The 25,742-nt window shown below is 45.8% G+C and carries 23 protein-coding genes; 13 read left to right on the top strand and 10 right to left on the bottom strand.

Annotated elements, in window-relative coordinates; all coding sequences use genetic code 11:
• Nucleotides 1-6: 6 nt before the first annotated feature.
• The 7 genes from ACS8E3_RS03895 to ACS8E3_RS03865 all read left to right on the top strand — a co-directional run bounded on the left by ACS8E3_RS03895 (nt 7) and on the right by ACS8E3_RS03865 (nt 8,726).
• Entirely contained in the window at nt 7-909 is a 903-nt protein-coding gene (locus ACS8E3_RS03895) for a type II secretion system protein N (RefSeq protein WP_439241447.1), read from the top strand.
• Nucleotides 910-1,059: 150 nt separating this feature from the next.
• Nucleotides 1,060-3,327 (top strand): type II secretion system secretin GspD, encoded by a 2,268-nt coding sequence (gene gspD / locus ACS8E3_RS03890; RefSeq protein ID WP_439241445.1) that lies wholly within the window; start codon nt 1,060-1,062, stop codon nt 3,325-3,327.
• 69 nt (nt 3,328-3,396) lie between these two features.
• Nucleotides 3,397-3,585 (top strand): hypothetical protein, encoded by a 189-nt coding sequence (locus ACS8E3_RS03885; RefSeq protein ID WP_439241443.1) that lies wholly within the window; start codon nt 3,397-3,399, stop codon nt 3,583-3,585.
• Between the two features lie 223 nt (nt 3,586-3,808).
• The gene (locus tag ACS8E3_RS03880) at nt 3,809-4,783 is read left to right on the top strand and encodes a hypothetical protein (RefSeq protein WP_439241441.1); all 975 of its coding nucleotides are present in this window, start codon (nt 3,809-3,811) and stop codon (nt 4,781-4,783) included.
• Between the two features lie 166 nt (nt 4,784-4,949).
• Entirely contained in the window at nt 4,950-5,987 is a 1,038-nt protein-coding gene (locus tag ACS8E3_RS03875; RefSeq protein ID WP_439241439.1) for a TatD family hydrolase, read from the top strand.
• Between the two features lie 164 nt (nt 5,988-6,151).
• Complete coding sequence (locus ACS8E3_RS03870; protein WP_439241931.1) at nt 6,152-6,967, top strand: tRNA threonylcarbamoyladenosine dehydratase; 816 nt, start codon at nt 6,152-6,154, stop codon at nt 6,965-6,967.
• Nucleotides 6,968-6,983: 16 nt separating this feature from the next.
• The gene (locus tag ACS8E3_RS03865) at nt 6,984-8,726 is read left to right on the top strand and encodes a GAF domain-containing hybrid sensor histidine kinase/response regulator (RefSeq protein WP_439241437.1); all 1,743 of its coding nucleotides are present in this window, start codon (nt 6,984-6,986) and stop codon (nt 8,724-8,726) included.
• Between the two features lie 98 nt (nt 8,727-8,824).
• Here the strand turns inward: ACS8E3_RS03865 and efp are convergent, their stop codons facing one another.
• The gene (efp, locus tag ACS8E3_RS03860) at nt 8,825-9,397 is read right to left on the bottom strand and encodes an elongation factor P (protein WP_439241435.1); all 573 of its coding nucleotides are present in this window, start codon (nt 9,395-9,397) and stop codon (nt 8,825-8,827) included.
• A 226-nt stretch (nt 9,398-9,623) separates the two neighbouring features.
• Here efp and epmB point away from each other — a divergent pair, with 226 nt between their 5' ends.
• From epmB to ACS8E3_RS03830, 6 genes are all read left to right on the top strand, one after another.
• Nucleotides 9,624-10,628, top strand: a complete 1,005-nt coding sequence (epmB, locus tag ACS8E3_RS03855; RefSeq protein ID WP_439241433.1) for an EF-P beta-lysylation protein EpmB — start codon at nt 9,624-9,626, stop codon at nt 10,626-10,628.
• Nucleotides 10,629-10,808: 180 nt separating this feature from the next.
• A complete protein-coding gene (locus ACS8E3_RS03850) occupies nt 10,809-12,893 on the top strand; it encodes an EAL domain-containing protein (protein WP_439241431.1) in 2,085 nt (694 codons plus the stop codon).
• 99 nt (nt 12,894-12,992) lie between these two features.
• Complete coding sequence (locus ACS8E3_RS03845; RefSeq protein WP_439241429.1) at nt 12,993-13,541, top strand: c-type cytochrome; 549 nt, start codon at nt 12,993-12,995, stop codon at nt 13,539-13,541.
• Nucleotides 13,542-13,617: 76 nt separating this feature from the next.
• Nucleotides 13,618-14,604: an AAA family ATPase gene (locus tag ACS8E3_RS03840; RefSeq protein ID WP_439241427.1), complete on the top strand. Its 987-nt coding sequence runs from the start codon at nt 13,618-13,620 to the stop codon at nt 14,602-14,604.
• Nucleotides 14,605-14,639: 35 nt separating this feature from the next.
• A complete protein-coding gene (locus tag ACS8E3_RS03835) occupies nt 14,640-15,674 on the top strand; it encodes a hypothetical protein (RefSeq protein ID WP_439241425.1) in 1,035 nt (344 codons plus the stop codon).
• Nucleotides 15,671-17,938: a transglutaminase family protein gene (locus ACS8E3_RS03830; protein ID WP_439241423.1), complete on the top strand. Its 2,268-nt coding sequence runs from the start codon at nt 15,671-15,673 to the stop codon at nt 17,936-17,938. Before ACS8E3_RS03835 ends, ACS8E3_RS03830 begins: the two co-directional genes overlap by 4 nt.
• A gap of 9 nt (nt 17,939-17,947) precedes the next feature.
• On the opposite strand, the gene ACS8E3_RS03825 is transcribed toward ACS8E3_RS03830, so the two are convergent.
• The 9 genes from ACS8E3_RS03825 to ACS8E3_RS03785 form a co-directional block, all read right to left on the bottom strand.
• Nucleotides 17,948-18,808, bottom strand: a complete 861-nt coding sequence (locus tag ACS8E3_RS03825; protein ID WP_439241421.1) for a universal stress protein — start codon at nt 18,806-18,808, stop codon at nt 17,948-17,950.
• Between the two features lie 430 nt (nt 18,809-19,238).
• Nucleotides 19,239-19,940 carry a molybdate ABC transporter permease subunit gene (gene modB, locus ACS8E3_RS03820; protein ID WP_439241419.1) on the bottom strand — a complete coding sequence of 234 codons (702 nt, stop codon included), beginning with the start codon at nt 19,938-19,940 and terminating at the stop codon, nt 19,239-19,241.
• A gap of 56 nt (nt 19,941-19,996) precedes the next feature.
• The gene (locus ACS8E3_RS03815) at nt 19,997-20,527 is read right to left on the bottom strand and encodes a molybdenum cofactor biosynthesis protein MoaE (RefSeq protein WP_439241417.1); all 531 of its coding nucleotides are present in this window, start codon (nt 20,525-20,527) and stop codon (nt 19,997-19,999) included.
• Between the two features lie 242 nt (nt 20,528-20,769).
• A complete protein-coding gene (locus ACS8E3_RS03810; protein WP_439241415.1) occupies nt 20,770-21,054 on the bottom strand; it encodes a MoaD/ThiS family protein in 285 nt (94 codons plus the stop codon).
• A gap of 90 nt (nt 21,055-21,144) precedes the next feature.
• The gene (moaC, locus tag ACS8E3_RS03805; protein ID WP_439241413.1) at nt 21,145-21,675 is read right to left on the bottom strand and encodes a cyclic pyranopterin monophosphate synthase MoaC; all 531 of its coding nucleotides are present in this window, start codon (nt 21,673-21,675) and stop codon (nt 21,145-21,147) included.
• A gap of 58 nt (nt 21,676-21,733) precedes the next feature.
• The gene (moaB, locus tag ACS8E3_RS03800) at nt 21,734-22,264 is read right to left on the bottom strand and encodes a molybdenum cofactor biosynthesis protein B (RefSeq protein WP_439241411.1); all 531 of its coding nucleotides are present in this window, start codon (nt 22,262-22,264) and stop codon (nt 21,734-21,736) included.
• 169 nt (nt 22,265-22,433) lie between these two features.
• Nucleotides 22,434-23,474 carry a GTP 3',8-cyclase MoaA gene (moaA, locus tag ACS8E3_RS03795; protein ID WP_439241929.1) on the bottom strand — a complete coding sequence of 347 codons (1,041 nt, stop codon included), beginning with the start codon at nt 23,472-23,474 and terminating at the stop codon, nt 22,434-22,436.
• A 292-nt stretch (nt 23,475-23,766) separates the two neighbouring features.
• On the bottom strand, nt 23,767-24,465 hold the full coding sequence (locus tag ACS8E3_RS03790) for a nucleotidyltransferase family protein (protein WP_439241409.1): 699 nt from the start codon (nt 24,463-24,465) through the stop codon (nt 23,767-23,769).
• On the bottom strand, nt 24,458-25,696 hold the full coding sequence (locus ACS8E3_RS03785) for an XdhC family protein (protein WP_439241407.1): 1,239 nt from the start codon (nt 25,694-25,696) through the stop codon (nt 24,458-24,460). The genes ACS8E3_RS03790 and ACS8E3_RS03785 overlap by 8 nt, the downstream gene beginning before the upstream one ends.
• Between the last annotated feature and the right edge of the window lie 46 nt (nt 25,697-25,742).

Genomic DNA, 25,742 nt, shown 5'->3' with positions numbered 1-25,742 from the left:
ATGAGTATGAGCGCGCGACTAAAGCCGGTGATGGATACTCTCAATCGCTTTTCAGCTTGGCTGTTATTATTAGCGATTATTTGGCTGTGTTGGGTAGCAGCACGGTTATTGTGGCTTATATTAGCGCCGCCGCTAGCCCCAGCCTTACCGCTGCAAGCTATTCAAAATAACGCAAATAGCTCCGTCGATAATAGCAATTTGTTTGCCATTTTTGCAGATCCTGAACCTGTCGCGGCAGCCGTCCAGCCGCCGCCGAATGTAGAGCTAAAAGGAGTGCTACTCGCCATACCTGATAGCTTGTCGTCAGCGCTGTTAGACGTCAACGGTGAAGTCAAAAACTATCGTATCGGTGATCGCTTGGAAGATAGTGGCTTTACGCTTATCAGTGTAGATTGGAACGCGGTTATTATTGCGGACGCCGCCGATCAGCAAACCGTCATCGAGATGCCAGAGGCGCTACCACTTGATCAGCGAGGGCTGGATGATAACGCTATTGGCAATCAGCGCTTACCTAATACTAATAATTCAAGCAATACGCTGCCTTTGCCAACCCAAAGCCCGCCGATAGCCACTGATAATCCGCTAGCAGAAGAGGGTGAACCTGCCGACACGAGCACCGCTATCGATGAGGCAGTAAGCGCGCTAAAAGAAAACCCAGCCAGTTATCTAAGCCGTATGGGCGTCATGGCGTCAGGTGAGGGCTATCAAGTCACCGCAGCTATGCCATCAGGATTACGCAATCGTTTAGGGCTCGAGGCTGGAGACAAAGTGCTGACAGTCAACGGGCAGACGGTTGGTAGCAGTCCTGTGCAAGATGCGACTGTCTTGCAACAAGTGCAGCAATCGGGCGAGGCGCAGATTGAGGTGCAACGAGGCGAGCAGGTGATTACTATTCGTCAGCAGTTTTAGGGTAGCGCGAAGATATTTTTATCATAATTTAGTTTTATCAGTTTATCGTACACAAGTTTTACCGCGTTAATTTATAACTGCCAGTTAGCAGTATGTTAGCCTGTAGCATCTTGTACCTCACAAGTGACATCATAATGGGTAATCATAACCATGGTAAGTTTGGATAAGTTTTCAATGACATCTTTACGTCTTTCTATACAGCGGTTGCTGCGTCTGTGCCGGCCTTTATATTTGGCGCTGCCATTATGGGCGGCGTCTTGTGGTCTTGCGAGCGCTGAGAGTTGGAAAGTCAATTTGCAAGATGCCGATATAAAAGCTTTTATTAACGAAGTGGCTACTATTACCGATCAAAACTTTGTCCTTGATCCACGTATCAATGGCAATGTCACTGTCATATCCAACCGTGCTTTATCGCGTGATGAGATTTATCAGCTGTTTTTGAGTGTGATGCAAGTCAATGGTATAGCAGCGATAGACTCGGGTACCACAGTCAAGCTAGTTCCGGATAATGTCGCTAAGCAATCGGGCGTGGCGGTAGATTTGCGCGGTGATAGCGTTGGTGAGTCATTGGCCACCCGAGTGATTTATCTGACCAATACTCAAGCCGCTGAGATCTTAGGCGTTATTCGGCCTTTGATGCCGCAGTCCGCTCATGCTGCTGCCGTACCAGGCGTCAATGCGCTCGTTTTATCTGATCGCGCCGATAGCCTAAACCAGCTTACTGCGCTGATTCGCGACTTGGATAGCAATGTCAATGATAGTCTGCAAGTGATACCGCTACGCCATGTCGACTCTGAGCGGATGATGGATCTAATTAGCGCTCTGGTGAGCACTGGCGGCGGTCAGGCAGCAGGCGGCGATCAGCTCAAAGTCATTGCCGATAGCGCAAGCGATAGATTGCTAGTCAAAGGCAGTCCGGAGATGATTGCCAAGGTACAAGAGATGGTCAATCAGCTCGATACCACGCCATCGCGGCGGCTTAGTGGTCTGCGTGTGTTTCGCTTGAAGTACGCCAGCGCCGCTCATATCGCTGATATGTTACGGGGCTTGTTGGCTAATCAGTCTCTTAATAGCTCAGGGGCAACCTCCACTCTAGAGTCGGCCTCCTTGACCGGCGCTAGTAGTACAGGTGCTACGCTTAATGGTGCTGCCAATGAGCTGATCAATACTGCGGCTAATAATGCCAGTACCCCTTCGACAACTAGCGGCACAACTGGCGGCGCGAACGATAGTACCACCGGTCGGCCTTTTAGTATTATTGCTGATGAGACGCAAAATGCCGTCATCGTCAATGCCGCGCCTGAGTTGATGTTTGAGATTGAAGAGGCGGTCAATCAATTGGACAATCGCCGCGCGCAAGTGCTCATTCAAGCGGCTATCGTGGAAGTATCGGGCGATGATGCGACCCAGTTGGGTGTACAATGGGCGCTTGGTAATGCCAATAGCGGTTTGGGAGTCGTGAATTTCAATAACGTTGGGGCTAGCGCGACGTCCTTAGCGGCAGCTGCATTGGCAGGTGGCGGCGCGGCGGGTGCTGCTGGGCTCAGCGCAGCAGCCAATTCAATCGTTGGCGCTTTGATAGGGATTGGCGATAGCCGCAAAGACAGCCAAGGTAATACCGAATTTTATGGTGCTATCTTACAAGCGCTTGACTCCTCGACCAGTGCTAATCTATTGTCTATGCCTTCTATTTTGACCTTAGATAACGAAAAAGCGAGCATTCTAGTCGGACAAAACGTGCCTTTCGTCACCGGCTCTTTTACCACTAGCGGTAATGACTCGAATAACCCTTTTCAGACTATTGAGCGCCAAGATATCGGTATTAATCTCAATGTCATTCCTCATATCGGAGAAAACGGTACCGTACGCTTGGAGGTTTCGCAAGAGGTCTCATCAGTAGTACCAGGAAGCGTTGGCAACTCAAGTGGAATCATTACCAATAAAAGCCTGATTAACACCACTATTTTGGCAGACGATCAGCAGACGATCGCCCTAGGTGGCCTGATGCGTGATAACTCGACGACTCGCCAACAGAAAGTCCCAGGTTTAGGTAACGTGCCAGTGATCGGGCGCTTGTTTCGCTCAGATAATGACAGTACCCAAAAGAGCAATCTAATTATATTTTTGCAGCCGACGATTTTGCGTGACGGCGGAGCGGTGGCAAGCGTCACTGAGCGCAAATTCAATCAAATGCGTGTATTACAGCTGGTTATCGACAAGAATGGTACGATTAAGCAGCTGCCTCTTAGCGGTACCAAGGGCTGGAATGGTGACGTCAGTAAAGACTTTGAGCTCATGCCGCTCAACCCGCTAATCCCCAAGCGCGATCAGACGCCAAAACAAGTGACGCCGCCATCAGGGTTTACGCGCGTTGATAGCCCAAATGCAGGTATCACTACTTATCCCATTAGCCAGTAGTTTTAAGAGTGGTTATAAGTTATAAACTTAGTGGTCGTCATAACTTAGTGGTCGTCATAAAGGAGCGTTATGAATAAGAAAAAATGGCTTACATTAAGCCTTATCGGGACGGCTCTACTCTTAATACCTCGGCGTAGCAGTCGGCAGACGCATCCGAGCGCCAACCGTCTTTTCAATGAGCAGAGTCGCGCCTCTGATCAAAATGCTAATGACACGCAGAGCAAGCAGATGGCGCAAAATAAAAACGGCGCGCAATAACTTGGCATCATTCGAAGCACTATCCTAAGCCTTTATACTATGGAGACTTTGCTCAGCGTTAAAGTTATCACTACGTAATATTGTCGAGCATCACCAAGCATTGTGTTATTATTTTAACCAGTTCTTTACTGTAGCTGACTCCATGAGACGCCATCACGACACACACATACGTGTAAACTCTTCCGTCATTTCCTTGATGTTCTTTTCTAGGGGATTCGTTTTGATGCGGTTCATGTCGATGGCGACAGCGGTTGTATTGGCTAGCACTATTTTGTTAGGCTGTGCGCCGCAACCTGAGTCTATGTTCGAGAAGCAAGCGGAGGAGGAGGCAGCTAATGAAATCGGTGTTCATAGTACGATAGAGAATCATAAATCCTCCCAGTCTAGTACTGCTAACACCGCTAACTCTTTAGACAAGACAAGCCATAAGCAAGCGTCGCCTATTAATATCAGTAAACAACAAACCATCGCGCGCCAACCTGACTGTGATGCGCAGCAAACGAGCTGTCAGTATTTGGAACTCAACACCTTAACCTTTACGCCGCCTCAACCTTGGCTTGCCAACATCATGTGGCAAACTGTTGCCAGGACCTTATCGCCAGACACGCCTTTTACCAGTCAACAACAAGTGGCAAGAGACTCCGTATCAGCGCTGTTAAAACAAATAGAGTTTCGCAGTGAAGGAGTCAGCTCACAGCCTAACTATCAACGTATTGATACCGACTTAATCCTCAACCAAAGCTTGAATACTGACAGTGCTGTAGCGAACTCTAATACTGACGACGCTGTGATGACTGGTTATCTGTTGGTCGAATCGACTCAGCAGCGCAGCGAGGATCATCAGCAAGGGCGCCGCGACTACGTGATGCTAGATATGCAAAAAAAGCTACAATTGACCGTAGAGGATATTTTATTACCGGACGCCGATACCCAAAAACTACTATCGGCTTTCAATGCAGTCAAAAAGCAATGGCTCACTAAGCAAGGGGTTGAGCAGCAGGATCTAGAACAATGGCCGCTCCCCCTATCTGAGCAGTGGTATATAGATCAGCAAGGGCTGCATTTAGTCTATCAATCCGGAGAGCTGCTCAATACTCAGCTTCAGGAAGTGGATTTCGTGGTTCCCTTCACTCAGCTACAAGATATCGTGAAGCCGAGTTATATGGTGACGCTTTCAACGAGTATGACGTCATCTTAAGTGTTAACGATATAGATGTTTAAACAGTAAATAGCAGGTCAGTCCAATCCACTGATGCTCGTACGCCACAACATATATTGAAAATAATAGTGATATTAATAAAAACTAGCCTTGCTAAATAATCGCAGATTAGTGATAGTAATAAGTTAGTGTAAGGAGGCTGTTTATGGCTGATACCATCCAATCGCTAACGGATAATAAAGACATTGTTCGTTACCCTTTAATTGATACACATACCCATTTTGATGCTCCTGTATTCGATGAAGATAGAGCGCGACAAGTACAGCGCGCTTATCAGAGCGGAGTCGAGCATTTAGTGCTAGTGGGTTATCTGTATCGTCACTTCGACCGGCTTTATGAAGTTCAGCATTTTTTTGATAAGCGTGAGTTTGCAAGCAACGCAGCTGATTCGGTAGACATTGATGGCAGCTCCATCCCTGCAGCTCATATTGCGCTAGGGCTACACCCTTTTTATATAGAGCAGCATACCGAAGCGCACTTAGATGCAATGGCAGAGATGCTAGATAAGCAGCGTCCTCTGGCCATTGGTGAGATTGGGCTCGATACTTTTACTGCAGAGATGAAAGAGCCTGAGGTCTTTGCTAAGCAGCAGCGCTTTTTTAGCGCTCAGCTTGATATGGCGGTGGCTCATCAATTACCGGTGATGCTACATATTCGTAAAGCTCATGCTGAGGCTTTAGCGATATTAAAAAAACACGCTTATGATGCCAAAACCTTAGGCGGTATTGCTCATAGCTTCAGCGGCGGTGAACAAGAAGCTAAGGCTTTTGTGAAGCTCGGTTTCAAGCTTGGCGTGACCGGACAAATCACCAACCCTAATGCCAAAAAGCTGCGCCGCGCGCTGCAAGTCGCCGTTGCTGAGTACGGTATCGGCTGCTTAGTGATAGAGACTGACTGCCCAGATATGACGCCGATTAGCTGTCAGACTTCTAACGATAACGCCTCCGCTTTAGGCAAAAACCAAGGTCAAAGCCCAGATAATGTTTGGGAGGGTGACGAGGGTAATGACAGTCATAATCGCAACGTGCCCGCTAATTTGCCCCTTGTGTTAGCGAGCTTAAGCGAGCTACTGGCAGTCGATGAGGCAAAACTTGCTCAGCAACTATGGCAAAATAGTATCGATAGTTTAGGTCAGTCGTGGTCTTATCCTAGCGCTAATTTTGGTACTGATTCTAGTAATTAAAAGCCTGCCCCTGCGCAGTGAAGCGACGCTGCGAGTAGTGCAAATCATTTATCATCGATATCAGTATTGTCAATAAATAGCGTCAATAAATAGAGTGTTAATGCATGAAAGATCAATCCACCATAACCGATAGCAAAGTCGCCGATAGCGAGCGACCTGAAATGATGGCGACAGTAGCTGATGATAGTCAATATCAGCGCCGCTTTCAGGGCACACGAAAGCTGTATGGCGCTGATGCTTTTACAAGCTTTGCAGCCGCGCACGTCTATGTGATTGGTGTTGGCGGAGTCGGATCTTGGGTGGCTGAAGCTTTAGCGCGAACCGCTGTCGGCTGTGTGACGCTAGTCGACTTAGACGTATTAGTCGCCTCCAATGTCAATCGGCAACTACCAGCGCTTGACAGCAGTTTTGGTCAGAGTAAGATTGCCACTATGGGCGCGCGTATGCGCGAGATTAATCCAAACATAGAGCTGCACTTAGTTGATGACTTTTTGACGCCTAATAATGTCGCGCAGTTATTACCTGATCGCGCCGCCGCTAAGCAAGCTATGGCGCAGAATCGGCCAATTATTATCTTAGATTGCGTCGATGATATGAGTGCTAAGCTTGCTATTGCCTTGCATTGCCGTTTTAATAAGCTAAAGCTTATCTGTGCAGGCGGGGCAGGCGGCAAAATAGATCCGCGCCAGATCACGGTTAGCGACTTAAAAGACAGCTATCAAGATCCTTTACTGGCAAGACTACGTAACAAGCTGCGTCATGAAAAAGGTATCAATAGCCAAATGAAAGAAAAATTCGGCATCAAATGTGTCTATTCAACTGAGCCGCCGCGCGTCGAAAAGATAGGTCAGTCCGCTGGCTTAAACTGCGGCGGTTATGGTTCGGCAGTGGCGGTAACCTCAGTCATTGCTATGGTTATGGTAAGTGAGACTCTACTTATACTCAGCAAGCAAGCGGCTGCTACAGCGGCTACTTTATAATCGTTTTGGAGAAGGCATGTCCACTTATCCGCAAGCAAAAGATGAACAAGCACGCATCGCTAAGCTACAAGAGTATCAAGTCCTCAACACGAATGTTGAGCCAACTTTTGAGCGCCTCTCTGACTTGGTGAAAACCTTCTTTGACATGCCTATAGTCGCCATTACTTTTATGGATGAGGATACCCAGTATTTAAAGTCACCTCGCGGGCTTGGCGATACTTGCACCACCACTCGTGGCGTGGCGGTTTGTAATTACACCGTGCTCTCTGATGAAGTATTTGTTGTTGCCGATTTATCGATAGATGAGCGTTTTATTGATAATAGCTTAGTCACCACCGATCCCAATTTACGCTTTTATGCGGGCGCACCTATTATCTTGCACGAAGATAACCATATCTATCGTCTAGGCTCATTGTGCCTTATGGATACCAAGCCACATTATGACTTTAGCGAAGAGCAAGCCAAGCACTTAACGCAGTTTGCTCAGATGGCAGCTGATGCGCTGCAGCTACAAAAAAAGCAACGTCTTGCCAAGCATGCCAACGATATGAAGTCAGATTTTTTGGCGAATATGAGCCATGAGATCCGAACCCCTATGAACGGTATCATCGGTATGGTCGATATGCTTGATGAGACGGCTTTGAGTGCTGAACAAAAAAACTATGTCGATAATATAAAAGTATCGACAGATCATCTACTGGTCATTATCAACGGTATTTTGGACTTATCAAAAGTTGAAGCCGGTAAAATGGTCATTGATACGGTACCGATGAGCTTAGCCACTATCTGCAATGAAGTAGTGACTTTATTTACTACCAAAGCTACTCAGCGTGGGTTGACTTTAGAATACCACTACGATGATACTCTAAACTCCTACGTAGAAGGCGATCCAGTACGGCTTAAACAGATTTTTTCTAATCTGATCAGTAATGCTATTAAGTTTACTCGCGAGGGCGGTCACATTGTCTTTGATGTTAGACCATCCAAAGATAGTGATTTGGAGGCGTTTAATGCTCAAAGAGAAGTCTCGGATGCCACTGATCACCCTATTAACCATGACGATATGGCTTTTTTTATTACCGTCTCAGATACTGGAGTGGGGATAAAAAGGGAGTCGCTGAATGCGATCTTTGACGCTTACAATCAGGCGGACAAATCAACGCATCGGTTATACGGTGGTACCGGTCTTGGATTGTCGGTCTGTAAGTCACTAGTGGCGCTAATGGGTGGTCATATTTGGGCGGATAGTATCGTCGGTGAAGGCACCACCTTTAAGCTATTACTCCCTTTGAAAGTAATCGATAAACCGCAGTATGCCGCCTGGCAACAAGCCAATCATATCGATATCGAACCTGAATGGCATTATAACGGACATGTGCTGTTAGTTGAGGATGATAATGTCAATGCGATGATCGCTCTAAAGGCCTTGCGTAGTAGCGGCCATGAGGTCACGCACGTCACTGATGGACAAAAGGCCATTGACGAGTTTGTCGCGAACCCCAAACGTTACGATGTGATTTTGATGGATCATCATATGCCTATCATGGATGGAATACAGGCGACTATTAAGCTGCAAGAGATGTTTGATGCCGAAGATCTGCCACCTATCATTGCTCTAACTGCCAACGCTATGGACGGCGAGCGCGAAAAATACCTGCAAGTGGGTATGCAAGACTACTGTAGTAAGCCCTTCAAAAAAGAGCAATTAAATGCCTTAGTTCAGTATTGGCTGATGTATAAACAGTCAGTTAATGCGTAAGCTCAAACGCAAGCAAACTCACATGCAATCTTAAAAAAAGGCTTAATCGCTACCCGATTAAGCCTTTCTTATTCGACTCTTATCAAGACGACAGGGAGTTAGCTTACGCGAGTTTGATAGTCACCCGTACGTGTATCAACACGTACCACTTCACCTTGCTGCACAAACAAGGGTACGCGTACTACAGCGCCAGTCTCTAAAGTTGCAGGTTTGCCGCCGCCACCAGAAGTGTCGCCGCGAACGCCCGGATCGGTTTCAGTGATCTGTAGCTCTACAAAGTTTGGCGGCGTGATAGATAAAGGCACGCCATTGAATAGTGTGATCACGCAAGTGGCATTGCTGTTTTCTTTTAGCCACTGCGGGGTATCGCCCATTGCCGTTTTGTCCGCTTGGATCTGCTCAAAGCTCTCAGAGTCCATAAAGTGCCAAAACTCACCATCGGTATACAGATAATCCATCTCCGTATCGATGACGTCAGCGGCTTCTAAGCTATCTCCTGATTTAAACGTTTGCTCAAGTACCTTACCGCTACGCAGGTTACGTAGCTTGACGCGGTTGAATGCTTGTCCTTTACCGGGTTTGACGAATTCATTTTCCATAATGGCACAAGGGTTGCCATCAAGCATGACCTTTAGACCTGCTTTAAATTCATTAGTAGAAAAACTTGCCATAACAACAAACTCCTAGTAGCACTGTCTTGGGTTTAAGAAATTGGGCTATAGTAACTATATAATAGTAACAATATATAGGCGCAAATAGATAAGGGATAATAATATAGGCACAAATAGATAAGTAACCATATACAGTAATTATGATTGCTATATTTTGCTAGGTTACTAGCACGCCACAGTGATAAGCGTATAATGGCGACTTTTGGGCATAAAGTATTAGGGTGTTATGATAAACCATTTAATCCTACAAAAAAACTGGCAAACTCAATTATCCGAGGCCATAACCTCTATTGATGAGTTATTAGCAGTATTAGAGCTCGAATCGCTAAGATCGCAGATATATGTGCCAACGCATTTTGAGCTACGAGTGCCACGCGCTTTTGTGGCCAAGATGCAAGTAGGCGATGCTAATGATCCTCTGCTTAGACAAGTGCTACCGGATCAAAGAGAGCAAGTAGCTGTGACGGGCTATGTCGCAGACCCTTTAGCTGAAAACTCACAAAATCCGCTGACCGGTCTGCTGCATAAGTACCAGTCTAGAGTGTTACTGACGGTGACTGGAGCCTGCGCTATCCATTGTCGTTATTGCTTTCGTCAGCATTTTGACTATCAAAGTAACCTACCAAAAGCGTCGGTGCAGGATGCTATTATCCGCTATATCCATGAGCACCCTGAGATCAATGAGGTGATATTAAGTGGCGGCGATCCCCTTAGTGTCTCAAACCGTCGATTATTCATTTGGTTAGATATCTTAGAGGCTATCCCGCAGCTAACGACGATAAGGTTACATACGCGTCTACCGTTAGTTATTCCTGAGCGCTTAGACGATGACTTACTAGAACGATTGGCTAGCAGCCGTTGTCAGATCGTCATGGTTATCCATTGCAATCATGCCAATGAGATCGATGAGACCACCGCGCAGCATTTACAACGAGCGCGCGTAGCGGGTATTACCTTACTCAATCAGACCGTGTTACTGCGTGATATTAATGATGATGTAGACACACAAGTGGCACTTAGTCAGCGCCTCTTTGCCGCCGGTGTGCTGCCTTATTATCTACATTTATTGGACAAAGTGGCCGGTGGCGCTCATTTCGATAGCTTAGATAGCGAAGCTATTGCGCTATACTGGGCGCTATTAGAGCAGCTTCCTGGCTATTTAGTACCCAAACTGGTGCGCGAGTTACCCAATAGAGCGTTTAAGGTGCCGATTGACCTTTATAAGCCCTGATAAAGGCTATATATCTGAACGCTTTAGCCAATATGATTTTATGCTTATTCATATTTAGTTATGCTAGTATTAGCATCTGATGCCATAAATGGCGACTAGTCATAGCTTATCTGGTCATACAGATCTAGTGACAAAAAACTAAGTACCTCGATTGCCATCGTAAGATTTATGAGGATTTTTATGCGAACCGATACCACTCTGAATTTATTAGTCATAGACGATGATCAGCTATATGCGGAGGGTTTGATAAATTTATTAAAATCCTACTATGCAGAGGTAAATTTAGGGTTCTTGGATGACAAAGAAGAGCTGCTCAAGTCATTACGTCATAGCTGGGATGTTCTAGTGTTTGGTAGCGCCTATGATTTGAGCTTCACCGATGTCGTGGCTATTATTCAAGAGCATAATATTGATCTGCCCATCATCGGTCTAATGAGCGATGAGCTCGCAGACAACGGTCGCAACCAAGATGGGTTGCCGATTATTATCGATGGTACCATGATCAAGGCATTAGTAGCCGATCGCGAGACGCAAGTGGTCATGGCGATTCGCTTATTGCACGCCAATTTGCGTACCCGCCGACAGGTTGGCACTTTACAACAAGTGCTGACTGAGTCGGAGCAACGAGCTAATCTGCTGATAAAGAACTCCAAAAGTGCGGTCGCTTATATCGATCAAGGCATTCATATTTTCGCTAACGATCCTTATCTCAAGATGTTCAACTTCGAGTCGATGAACGATATTATGGGCTTGCCTGTTATTGACTTGATAGCTGGGTCTGACAATATAAAAGACTTCAAACAGTTTCTACGCCAATTTGATAAAGGCAATCGGCAACAAGTCGAATTCAACTCTAATAGTAAAACTAAAGACGGTGAGATCTTTGAAGTCAAGCTGCAACTGGCTACTGCTACCTTAGAGGGCGAGCCTGTGACGCAGATCATCATTCAGCAAAGTGGTCCAAGTAGCGCCGATATCGATAAGCAGCTAGCGGCAGCAGAGCGGCTCGATAGCTTGACTGGGCTAAGTAACCGCCGCGGCTTTGAGGAGCGGCTTGAGAGCTTACATCAGCAAGTCTTAAATAATAAAAGCCACGCAGGGCTATTATATATTCAGCTAGATAACACCGGTAGGATTAGCAGTAGTTTGGGGTTAGAGGGAGTGGATGCCACCGTCAAGCAAGTGGCCGCGCTGCTCGATGAAATCGTTGCCGATTATCCGGTTAGCCGCTTTAGTGACACCTCATTTACTGTGCTTGCCAATGATATTTCAACCCAAGCGCTCAAGGAATTGGCTGAGCGTGTGCGGCTAAGGATTAGTGAGATGCTCATCAACGTCGGCAAGCGGACGATGAGCACCACCGCGAGTATTGGGGTGGTAAAAATCGACCAAAATGCTCCTGCACCTAAGGTGTTACTAGAGCGCGCGCTGGAAGCTATCAATCATATCGGTATAGAGACTAGTAATCAGGGCGATGCTTATCATTTTTATGATCTGAGTAAACATGTGAGCGAAGATGATAATGCTTTAGCTGAATACTTAGTCAATGCCATTACTAATAATCGCTTTGAGCTGATGTTTCAACCCATCTACGATATCACTTTTGATCGCAGTGATTTTTTTGAGGTTTATTTACGTTTGCCGCTAGGGGATGCTGAAAACACCGTACTCTCCCCAAATCAGTTTTTATCAGTAGCCAAATCACACAATCTACTTGAAAAGATAGACCGCTGGGTACTTATCAATGCTTTTAAACAGCTAAGCGAGGTGCGTAAGTCGCATCCAGAAGCGCGGCTCTTAGTGCAATTAACCAGTGCGTCATTGGTTGATAAAAAGCTTGCGAGCGTAGCCAGTCAAATCATCAAAGCCGTAGGGGGGCCAGCAGGCGCGCTAACCATACAGTTCAATGAGCAAGATATTCGCAACCATCTAACCATAGCAAAATCTCAGTTTTCGGCACTAAACCAAATCAACTGCCGACTGTGTATTAATAACTTTGGTAGTACTACAAAGTCTCTCGATACCGCTGAATTTGTACAACCGCATATGATACGCATCGCGCAAAGCTACGTCACCGATATTCATACCGATAACAACTTAGACACCATAAAATCTTTAATCACCGAAGTGAATAAAATCAATGTCGATGTGTTAATGCCTTATATCGAAGATGCCGCCACTATGTCGGTGTCTTGGAGCGTAGGGGCGCGTTATCTGCAAGGCTACTATTTAGAAGAGCCAAGCCGCAGTATCAATGTGGTCTAAACGTGGTGTGACTGTTTTATAAGGCCGTTTACTAACAGAGGCATTGTTAGCATAGACGGCCAATGATATCGTTTTTTATTAAAAGAAGTTTTTGTCAACATGTCTATGGTTATGCGTCAAATAAGTGTTATTTTTACTGCTGTCATTTTACTCAGTGCGTGTGGTGAGCCTATTCCGCCTGATAGCCGTGCTGCAGTGACTCTGCCGGTATATGAGCAAGGGGATGCAGACAACGGCGCTTTGATCTATCAAGACGCTTGTGGACAATGCCATCAGCTCACTCCAGGGCTGAATAAAAAAGGACCGCAGCTGATGAATATTTACGGGGCTGAGGCAGCTCAATTAGCTGATTATGAGTATAGCGAAGGTCTTAAAACCTCGGGCTGGGTATGGGATGCTGAGACGCTCGATCCTTATATTGCAGATGTTGAAACAGCCATGCCTGAATCAAAAATGCTCGCTGATCCGATGCCTGACGCGAGCGAACGTGCTGATGTTATCGCCTATTTATCGACGCTACGTGCTCCCGCAGCTTCACCGGATGCTGATGCAAACATAACAGACAATCAGCCCAGCCAGATGAGTAATGAGCCTGTTGATATAATAGACGAGGATAAGGATCAGCCTGCCGCTGACTTTCAACCCTAAGCTTAACTGTTACTCTTAGCCAACTGACACCTTTAGATGGTAGCCTTTTATAATACAAACTTATGATCCTAAGCCTATGACTGTAGAAGTAGCCCCTTTACCCGTAAATGCAACAGCTGATAACTATGAGCGTAATCAACAGCAAATCGCTCAGTTGCTCGTGCAGCTGAACAAGGTGGTCCTTGATAAACCACAAGTGCTCAAATTAGCACTTAGCTGCGTACTCGCTGGCGGGCATTTACTGCTACAAGATCTGCCTGGCATGGGTAAGACTACGCTAGCACAGGGATTGGCGCAGTTGTTAGGTTTGAGCTTCAGTAGGGTGCAATTCACTAATGATATGCTGCCTGCCGATATCTTAGGTATGACGCTCTATGATCAGGGCAAAATGGCTTTTGAGTTTAGACCTGGGCCGATATTTACTCAGTTATTATTAGCTGATGAGATCAATCGCTCAAGTCCCAAGACCCAAAGCGCGCTACTCGAAGCCATGGAGGAGCGGCAAGTCACCCAAGATGGGCAGTCATACCCTTTGCCAAAGCCGTTCTTCGTCATTGCTACCCAGAACCCTTTGCAGCAAGCAGGGGTCTATCCGTTGCCTGAGTCGCAATTGGACCGGTTTTTAATGTGCTTGTCGCTCGGTTATCCCTCTCCTGAGGCGGAGCGAGCACTATTGCGCGGGCAAGATCGCCGTGAGTTGCTGAGTCAATTAGAAGCCATACTTGATAATAATGAGGTGCTATTAGCACGCCGAGGCGTACAGCAAGTCTATGTGTCAGATGCCTCTTTAGACTATCTACAGCGCTTGGTTGCTAAGACGCGTATCAGTCAGGACTATCATGGGCTATCGCCGCGTGGCGTGCTGTCACTACAAAGTGCCGCGCAAGCTTATGCTTATGTCTCAGGTCAGCAAGAAGTGACGCCGGAAGATATTCAAGCGGTATTTGCTGCGGTCACTGACCACCGGCTAGGGCAGCGTTTTGTGCCTGCTAATGCCGTCAGTGGTCAAACACCGCCGACTATCGCTCAGCGTATTATGGCCGAAGTGGCAGTAATCGTTTGATAGCTTGACTACCCCTGACAAGTGATAGGGCGACTATGACCATCTTACCTCAGACCATAAAGCAACCATTGACCGCGATGTTCAGTCGCTGGTTTGCCAAACGTGCCCCTAGAAGTGACAATGCTACTCTCAACTTGCGTAATGTTTATATCTTCTTTAGCCGCGAGGGACTACTGTTTGTACTGCTGCTGATTATCACCTTTATTGCAGGTGTTAATTACGGTAATAACTTAGTACTAGGGCTGTGTTTTTATTTGATTAGCGTTTGGCTCATCAGCTTCCATATCACCTTTGCTCATATATCAGGACTACAAGTCAGATTGCTTGAGGTGACGATGGCAGAGGCAGGCGAGCCGGTTTGGGTGACCTTACAGCTACTGAGTAATAGCCGACAACCTAGGCGGCAACTATCTATTGGCTTCGACTCACAAGACAAGAAGTTCAACAAACGAAGCTCGGTAAACCCGCCATTAAACTCTGCGCAAACCTCAGTGCTACTGCCACGTCTCAAAGATGAGCAAATTATACGGCTGCCCGTCGCAACTCATAGACGCGGTAAACTTAAATTACCGCGTTTACACATTAAAACGGTCTATCCTTTAGGCATTATGCGCGCTTGGTCTTACGTTTACTTTGCCCGTTCAGCTTGGGTATATCCGCAGCCGGAGGCTTTCGAGTGGCAAGCGCGATATTTAAGCGCAAATAGCGCAGACCTACCTACAGGAGGACAGTTCACCCAAGGTCAGGACGATTTTGAGCGCCTCGATAACTATGTCGCCGGCGAGTCTCTAGCGCGAGTCTCTTGGGCACATGTGGCGCGCGGGCAGGGCATGTTTACTAAGCACTTCGCTGACCCTGTCGGCTACGAGCAGCGCTTAGCTTATGAGGATATGCCGGCGATAACTCATGAGCAAAAACTGGCGCAATTGGCTTATGGTGTGCTAGCTTTAAGCGAGCTTGAGCTACCGTTTCAGCTACAACTGCCGCATGAAGCGCCTAGTACAGGCGAGATAGGCCAAGGCGAAGCATTCGGGCAAGCTTGCTTACTAAGGTTGGCGCAAGCATCATGAGTCTATTTAAGCGTAACGCAAAGCTATCAAACTCAGCTAAAGCAGAGGCAAGTACACAGTTAGAGGCGCCGCGTACTTCGACGGCAGCTGCTCAGGACAGCTACGCAAGCTTTGAAAAACTAGCTTATGGTCAAGTGGCGTCTACTAGCTTGTCTGATAGGCCGCTTAATGATAAGTCCGCTGGTATCAGCAAAAGCTATCAGCGCCTATTATCGTTGCCCGCTTATTATTGGGTGCTAATCGCGCAGCTGTTTGTCATCCTTCCTCATGCCGCCTATTTACCCTTATGGTTAATAGGCTTTGCCATTATCACTATCATCGCCCAACTGCCAAGCATCAAATCGAAGTTCAAACCCACTCGGTTAAAGCGCCTTTATCAAGTCATGCAGATGCTAGGGTTTTTATTGGGTTTAGCCGGTTTATCGCTCACTTATGGTACGGCTTTTGGTTTAGATATGGGCGTTGGGTTTTTAGTATTGTGCTTAGTCAGTAAGCTGTGGGAGCTTTATAAACGCCGTGACGCGTATGTGGTACTGAATCTATCACTATTTGTTATCGCAGGCTTATTTTTATTAGATCAGGGTCTTGTCACCACTTTGCAGGCTATCGCGGCTACTATTGTCGTGTTATTGGCTTTTATAACGCTCAACGATGATAGTAACACTAGCGGTGATGGCCGCATGCGTACCCTTGGTGTATTAGGCGTATCGGCGCTGCCTTTATTAGTGGTGCTATTTTTATTTTTCCCGCGCTTGCCGCCGTTATGGTCAGTGCAGCTGTCCTCGAGCCAAGCAACTACTGGCGTCTCTGATAGTATGTCACCAGGCGATTTTGCCAATTTGAGTCAATCCACAGAGCTTGCCTTTCGTGTTGATTTTAAGCAAGCTCGTCCTGCGCAAAGTGAGCTGTACTGGCGCGGTTTAGTTTTTAGCGACTTTGATGGCGTCACTTGGCGTCCCAACCGGCGCATACAGCAGCAATGGCAATGGCAGCCTAAGCGCCAACCACCTAAGTGGTTTGAGCAATCATTAGCGACGGCTAGCGATGCGGTCAAGCTCGATCCTAATTACTATGAGATCACCTTAGAGCCCACCCAGCAGCCATGGTTATTTGGTCTAGATTACCCCTTTACCCAAAATCAAGATATTAACTTAACCTCAGATTTTACCTTAATCAAAGAGGAGCCTGTTAGTGAGCAGCTGCGTTATGAAGTGCTACGTTATGCGCCTATGCAGATTGACCCTATCCTCGATGATGTCAGCCGTGCGGCTAATCTAATGCTGCCTAGTGCAGGTAATCTACAAACGCAAAACCTTGCCAAGCAGCTATTTGCTCAATCAGGATCAGACCCCGAGCGTTATATACAAGCTATCCAGCGCTGGATCAATCAGACTGAGTTTCGCTATACCTTATCGCCGCCGCCACTGGATGAGAACCGTATTGATAGCTTCTTATTTGAGACCAAAGCCGGGTTTTGTGAGCATTACTCCTCAAGCTTTACTTTTATGATGCGCGCTGCAGGCATTCCAGCGCGCGTGGTCGCCGGCTATCAAGGCGGCGAGATGGGCCGCGGCGGTAACGTCTGGGAAGTGCGGCAAATGGACGCGCACGCTTGGAGTGAGGTATGGCTTGAGGGTCAAGGCTGGGTGCGCGTTGATCCGACAGCCTTTGTTGCTCCTGAGCGGGTCGAGCAAGGGATGGACGCGCTAACCCAGTCGCGAGGCGCTTCACTGTTCGGTGAGGGAGCGACCGCTCAAGTCAGCTATCAGCAGTATCAGATGCTACAAGCATTAAGACGGCTATCAGATCAAGCCAGTTACTATTGGCAAAAAGACGTCGTCGGCTATGATCAAGATAAACAAGCCGGATCGCTGCTCAAATGGTTTAACATTCGCTCTATCTCTGAGCAAATCGCTTGGCTAGCAGCGAGCGCTATCACGGTAATAAGCCTACTAGTATTTATGATCTGGTATCGCCGGCGCAAACAGTGGCATCCGGCAGATAGACCGCTGATAAAGCTCTCTAACAAAGTAGCTAAAAACGATAAAGCTTTGGCTCGCCACGATAATGAAGGCGCTTTGGCCTGGCTTGAGCGCTTACAGAACAGCCAAATGAGTCATAATAAGCTGAGCAAGCAACAGATAGCGGATATCAAAAAATACTACCGACAGCTTCGCTATGGACGCTTAAGCGTCGCCGAAACTCACAGTCAAGAGTACCAACAAGTACTCAAAGCGCTCAAACGCAGTATCAGTCAACTGTGATAGCCGCTATTAACGTAACAATAGAATAGGCGACAAGGTTTTGGTAATGATTTTTGTGGTTGTGCTACCGATAAAGAGCTGTTGAAACTTCGAATGCCCATAAGCGCCGATGACGATCATGTCGATAGCATTATTGGCTTGAAACTCAACCAGTCCCTCAACGACATTGTCGTAAGGCAAATGATGAGCAGTAACGGTAAACCCTGACGAGCTTAACTGCTCAGTCACGGCCGCTAAGCTGTTCTTCGCCGTATTATTATCATTACCGACCATCACGATATAACCTCTCAGCCCTTTTAACAGCTCGCTAGCCGCGACCATCTGCGCCGCTTTTATTGCGGTCTTGCTGCCATCAAAAGCAACTAAATAGGAGCTTGGTGTTTTGAATGATTCTGAGCAGATGAGAATAGGTTTATGGGAAGCACGGGTCACCGTTTCAATTTGGCTACCGATATTGACGCGGTCATTTTGATGGTCTTCTCCGCGTCGCCCCAGCACGATCGCGCGGTTTTCACTATCGAAGTGCTCGATGGCAGGCAGCAGTTTGCCGCGGCGTCTATAAGTTTTTATCTCAACATCAAAGCGGCTATTAATATGGCTTTTCGCATCTTCGATTAGCGCATTGCTATAGCTGTTAACCACCTTAGCTCTTTGCTCATCTAGCTGCGTCAACTCTTCTAGTAATATCTGCCGACTGTCGACCCCTATCGTTCCTGATAAGTCGCGTCTAGAGGAGACAGGAATATCGACCACATTGAGTAGCGCCACCGCTAGATTGAGCCGATTGGCGTACCATGCCGCATAGCTACAAACGGACTGAGTGACTGTAGAGCCATCAATACAAGCTAAGACATGCTGTTCGCTAGACATAAAGTCTCCTCAATATAGAAGTTATCGGCTTTTGCTGTTGCTACACGGTTATCTGTACTATAACAAATTATAAGATCGCATAAGTAGAGCATAAAAAAGCGCTCTAAAAAAGTCTTCTAAAGCGCTTTCGCTTATCGTAGTACGTTAATTATGAGCCGCAGTTACAGCATTTAGCGCACATATCACACTTATTGCAAGTGGCTTCGCTAGTACAGCTACATCTTGAGCAGCTACAGGTTTTGCTGCGAATGGATAAGTAGCTTAAATGAGTGTTATTAGTCAATGACATAAGTAATCCTTATTACTGATAAGTGATAATTTATACTGTCATAGAGAGGATAAGCATTCAGTAATTATCTTGTGGTCTTGATGCAGAGGTTTATTAGAGAAAAAGTAACAGGGTATTAGTCTGTCGTTATAAGCATTGTTATTATGAGCGCTGAATCGACTTACTAACGCTCGCTATCAAGGTCACCATAAGCATCCCCGTGATCACTAGTACCGCTGCCATCAGATGCGCCATCTCATAGTTCAGCGCTTCGACTTGCTCATAAATAGCGATAGAAATGACCTTGGTTTCCCCAGAGATGCTACCGCCTATCATCAATACCACGCCAAACTCACCAATGGTATGGGCAAAGCTTATTAAGCTACCTAAAATAATGCCAATACGCGCTTGCGGTAGCGCTATAGTGATAAATCGTCTGAGGCGACTGGTTTCTAATAATTGCGCCATTTCTGTGACGCTTTTAGGAATACGTAAAAACTGCGCGTAGACTGGCTGGACATAAAAAGGCAAAGAGTAAATGATAGAGCCTATCACTAAGCCCTCAAAGGTAAAGACTAAGCTGCGAATATTATGTTCATTTAGCCAATGACCAACGAGCGAGTTGGGGCTCATAAGCAGTAGCAAATAAAAGCCAATAACAGTCGGCGGCAGTACTAAAGGCATCGCTATAACACCTAACAAAATGACTTTAAGGCGACTAATAAAACGATGACGACTAGGACGCGCTAGCCAATAAGCGAGCGGAGTCGCGAGTAATAGCAGGCATAAGGTAGTGACGCCTGCAAGCTTAAGGCTTACCCAAAATGGCATTAGCATCTCTGATAAGACGGAAGGATCGGCCATAGCTCTACAACTATCACATCGGAAGGGGAGTAACGGTACTAATCAGCCATTATTACTTAGCCGTTGTTGCTTAGCCATTTGGGCGACTCATTATCATAATATTCTTGCTTCCAGACGGGAATGTCGGCTTTGATGGTATCGAGTATCCAGCGGCAGGCATCAAAAGCCGGGTAACGATGCGTGGAGACCACACCGATCCAAACCGCGATATCGCCAATCTCTAACGCGCCAATACGGTGAATAGCCACAGCGTGCGAAATCGCAAACTTCTCTTTGGCTTCGTTAATGATTTGTCGACCTTGGTTAATCGCCAAATCTTCATAGCCGTAGTAAGTCAAACGCTCAACAGAGCTGGCATTATTATGATTGCGCACGCGACCTTCAAAGCTTGCAAAAGCGCCACAGCTATCGTCATCGAGCATAGCTCTGAGACGAGCCTCATCGATAGCCACATCTAATAAAGCAAAGCCATCACGCTGAGCAATAGCGTAAGCTTCCTCACTGCTGCGTTTAATCTGCATCGATTGGCTATGCACGTCGGCTTTATTGCCAGATTTTGTATCATTGCTTTGATTGTCGTCAGTCATTTATAAACTCAAGTTTTTAGTAGAATCTGGTAATTAACGAAATTCTATTTAAAGAATTTCACTTGCAAAGCGAAAATTGCAGTTCAATTTTTAACGCTTTTCAGGGCTAAAGCCGCAGCCTACGTCAGCTTAGCTCTAGTATGAGAATTTATACATAAAAGCCAAATAAAATGAGCCTTAAAATAATATTTGCTAAGCTATGACCTATAACCTACGTTAATTTTTATATTAGTTAAAGACTTTTAACCGCCTGCTACTGGGGTAATAAAGACCACGCTGTCGCCATCATTGATAGGGTCGTCCCATTTAGCAAAATAATCGTTCACCGCCACGCGCAGATCGGCCTGCGGACGACTAAAGCGGTGCTTTTCGCTAAGCTGCGCATAAAGCTGAGCTAGTGAGGTAGCAGGATCGACCGCTACTGTTTCTTCCTGACAATTAGCTTCATCGGCAAGACTGGCAAAATAAAGTACGTTAATATTCATTAAGTTATTAGCATTGGTGTCATTCATTGTATTATCAGTCATATTTTTACCTATATCATTCGGTGCTGCTTGCAGTCGTTGATTCAACCATGAGTTAAATTATTCGCTCACTAAATAAACATCAAATCTAGATTATTTTACTTGATGGTTATAATCGGACTTGCCACCTGTCTTAGTCATGAGTTTAACTCCATCAATCACGATGTCATGCGATAGCGCTTTGGTCATGTCATAGATAGTCAGGCAAGCGACGCTTACCGCAGTCAATGCTTCCATTTCAACGCCAGTCTTATGGGTAACTTTCACCGTTGCATTGACCGTTATGCTACTGAGCTCATCGTCATAATCGAAGCTTAAGCCAATCTTATCTAGTGGCAATGGATGACAAAGTGGAATCAAATCATGAGTGCGTTTGGCTGCCATAATACCTGCGATATGCGCGGTTTGGGTGATGCTACCTTTTTTGGTCATACCATCAGCGGCTTTTATTTGGCTGTAAATATCCGCTGGAAAACGTACCTGACCGATAGCATGGGCTTCTCTAGTGGTCGCAGTCTTACCACTGACATCAACCATGTGAATATCGCCGTCGCTATCTAAGTGCGAGAGGGTAGCGACTTTGTTCTCTAAAGGTTTAGCGGTATTTTTATCAAAAGCAGACATAGGCATATCTTTTCTTAGCAATTAAATTTTTATGACAGCTTTGTTTATACGCAAGCAATTAATCATGACTCGGATTAGCGCGCATAAAGTGCGCGACGAAGTTACAAGGACGAGTGCGATTATCGAATTGCTCTTTTAGAATACTATTCCAGCCCGTGCGACAAGCGCCCGTCGAGCCAGGCAGACAAAATATACCTGTACCATTAGCCATACCAGCGATAGCACGTGATTGAATGGTCGACATACCGATCTCGTCTTTAGAGAGCAAACGGAACATCTCGCCAAAACCGTCAATAGACTTGTCAAATAAAACATTGACCGCTTCTGGCATACTATCACGGATAAAAAACCCAGTACCGCCCGTGGTCATCACCGCATGAATATTAGGATCAGCAATCCAGCCGCTAATAACGGCGCGAATCTTATAAATATCATCAGTGATTAATTGACGATCGGCAAGCTTATGACCCGCTTCAACTAAGCTATCGACCAAATATTGTCCTGAAGTATCTTGCTCAAGAGTGCGACTGTCAGAGACACAAAGGACGGCAATATTGAGTGGGGTAAATTCTGCGGCAGGCTTAGACATTTTTTTCCTTACTCTTAGATTATTTAATACTTGGTTTATAGTGGATACCAAACAATATGGATGCGCTATATCGTTTTTATATCGAGCATACTATATATTTTTAGAGCTTTAGAAGCTTTGCGATTTTTAGTTTTACAATGTAAAAATTATCAAACTTCACCAAAATAGTCTAACCGCCAATAATAGATAAGTTATGCATCATGCCACTATTAGACTCATGCAGATGATGATGTTCAGGTTTAATCGGCATAAAGCTATATAGGGTATCAATCAACCCTTGCACATCATTGTTTTGCAGATATTTTCTAATATCATAATTGCCTTCGTCAAACAAACACAGATGCACTTTGCCTTGGCTACTGACGCGCAAGCGGTTACAGTTATCACAAAAGTGCGCGGCATAGGGCGCAATCATACCGATACGACCGAGATAATCAGGGTGGCTGTATTCGATTGCAGGACCATCGGCGCTACCGCGATCATGCGACTGCCAACCGCGCGCAAGTAAGTAATCAGTAATCATATCGGCCTGCGCATGCTGAGCAAAAAACAAATCACTGTTGTCGCTCGTCTGCATAAATTCAATAAAGCGATAAGTCACAGGACGATCTTTGACGTAATCCATTGCATCGATCAGGTTTTGAAAAGCGGTCTCTGCCATTAAGATACTATTAATTTTAAGCTTGATATCAGTAGTCGCTAATAAGGTATCCATATCGCGCATCAGCTGCGGCTGAGTATTAAAACCTGTCATCTGATGGAAAGTATCGGCATCGAAACTATCCATACTGATGTTGAGCTGATTAAGTCCTGCTGCTTGCCAGTTGGCTAAATGCTTGCCAAGCTTATAGCCATTACTAGTCATCGCCACCATCTCGATACCGGCAGTATTTTTGATAGTATCGATAATCTCAACCACATCGCGTCTGATAGAGGGCTCACCGCCGGTGATACGTACCTTTTGGGTACCAACTTGCGCAAAGCCTTGAATTAGCGTTTTGATCTCAGCCACGCTGAGCTCATCGGAGGGACGCTTGCCCTGATAGCCATTTGGCAAGCAATACTCACAGCGAAAGTTACAAAAATCAGTAATGGACAGGCGCAAATAAGTCAGCCGCCGCGAAAAGCCATCGGTTAGTGGTTTATTATCAACTGCTAAGTTACTGGCTATCAAATTATCGGCACGAGCAGGATCTACAGAGGATAGCATTGAGCTATTCTGTGCTTGAGGGTCAAAAATTTCAGGCTTTGAAACAGGTGAATACAAAAAGGTACTCCCAATAATGGGGTCAAAGAAAAGTATAAGTGATTAAGGCTAGTTTTACCGTCAACGTTATGTATTTATTGCCTTAATTTAATTAGAATTATAGCAAATATGGGAGATTGTATTAGGGCATATTCAGGTATGGATAGAGGTTTGATAAAAGCGGTGCTACGAGTTTGCATGACGTGCAAAAAAGACTGAGCTAGAAATAATAAATCATTTTGCTCATTAAGCCGGTTCAATCAAGCCAATCTTGCTCTTTAGCATAAGCTAATTGTTTAGGAGTATCAATATCAAAGCTAAGCCGGTCATTGCTAATGTTAGCTATCGACTCGGCAGGTAACACTCTAATAAAATGCCGTAAACCTTTATCACCGCTCAGCGAAGACTGCCATGTGTTTAATAACTCATAATTGATAACTATTGGTAGACCAACGATATCACTCTTATTTTCATCAACAATAAAGTTATCATCTAAATAGCGATAGCGACTGGCAACGACTAAGTTGTCTTGTGTTAGAAGTTGCTTCAAATGCTCAGCCTCTAATAACACTTGATCCACACCAATAATCAATACGCGCTTGATAACTAAATCGTGCTGAGCTTTTAATGCATCAATAGCTAAAGATAAGCTCTGCGCCATGCCTGTCTCTGGCGCCGCATTATGGACTATCTCTATGTTTGGATTTTGCGGGTTTGGTTCATCGATAATAGTATCGAGAGTAGAACGGATAGCTAAATTTTGCTTAGGGATGACAACGATTATAGTTTGTGGCTGAGTCGCCAAAGCAAGCGCTGTCATATAACCGACTAAAGGCTTACCCTGCTTTTTTAAGAGTTGCTTGGGCTGACCTAGCCTGTGACTGAGGCCGCTAGCTAAGATAATGACCGCGTGATTTTGAGGTGCGTTTTGAGTCACTAAAGATCTATCACTCATAACTGGCTGCGTCGACTAACTGATTTGAGTTCGATGACAATTTTGGCTGGGCCAATTCTCTATTAACCGCAACTTGCTCATGAACCACCGCACTGATTTGGGCGATGATACTAAGTGCCAAGGCCTCAGGACCATCACCGCCTAATTTATAGCCGATAGGGTAGTGTAGTCGATTGATGCCATCTGCTAATATCGCAGGGTTTTCGCAGTTTGAGCTTATCTCCTCAATCAAGCGCTCAGTGCGATAACGCGGCCCCAACTGTCCAATGTAATTATAATGATTTGGACGTTGTAGCAAAGTAGCTAAACGCGCACGATCTTGACTGAGGCTATGCGACATCAGCGCTACCGCTGCATTTCGGCTTAATTTAAGTAAAGTGTCGCTATCTGCTAAGGGTACCGAAAGGACTGAGTCAGCTTGCAAAAAACGCTGCCGCGTCGCATATTGCGACCTGCTATCGATGACTGTGACGTGCCAATCCTGCAGCTTTGCCATCGTAACTAGCGGCATAACATCATTGCCGGCTCCGCAAACTAATAGTCGAATTTGCGGTTGTAAGCTTTGTATTAACCATTCGGTTTGTACGCTTGCGCTATCCTTATTTGCCATTGGGTTTTTTAGAACAAGATAATCAGCATTTTTTTTACTAACTTCATAAGTGGCCAACTCATCAATTATCGGCTGCGGTATTGCTTGTGAATCCGCGCTTTCACCCGAAAAACCAGTGCTTGAATTAACTCTAGTGCCAACGGTCATCTCAGCACTGTTAGCGCGAATTAGGGTAGCCACAGTAGCAGGTTGCCCACTTTGACGAACTTTTTGAATTAAATCCAGATAGGGCATAGCAGTAGTTAGACGCTCAAATAACACGTGAACTTTACCGTTACAGCCTAAACCAAAATTTAGCTCGTCCTCTAAGTCTGTATCAGTATCAACAGCAGCATAATTATTTAATGCATCATCCTGTTCGTCACTGTGCTCATCACCGGTTTGATAGACTTGCACGCTTGCATCATTACGGGTCAGCCAAAAAGCGCGCTTGATAATATGCGGCTCGAGGCAGCCGCCACTGATCATACCGACTGAACGACCATCTTCGCAAATGAGCATCATTGCGCCAGGTTTACGATAAGCCGAACCTTCCGTGCGCACTACCGTTGCCAAGACGGCATCAACGTTGTGCTGATGCGCATCGAAAGCGAGCTGTAGAATGTCTGCGACTTGATTCATATTTTTGCGTTTCTTTTTTATATTTTGAAAGATAAAAATAAATAAA

This window comes from Psychrobacter sp. 2Y5 (assembly GCF_051847375.1).
Taxonomy (GTDB): Bacteria; Pseudomonadota; Gammaproteobacteria; order Pseudomonadales; family Moraxellaceae; genus Psychrobacter.
The sequence above is the reverse complement of the archived record's forward strand: the minus strand, read 5'-3'. Positions and strand labels throughout refer to the sequence as shown.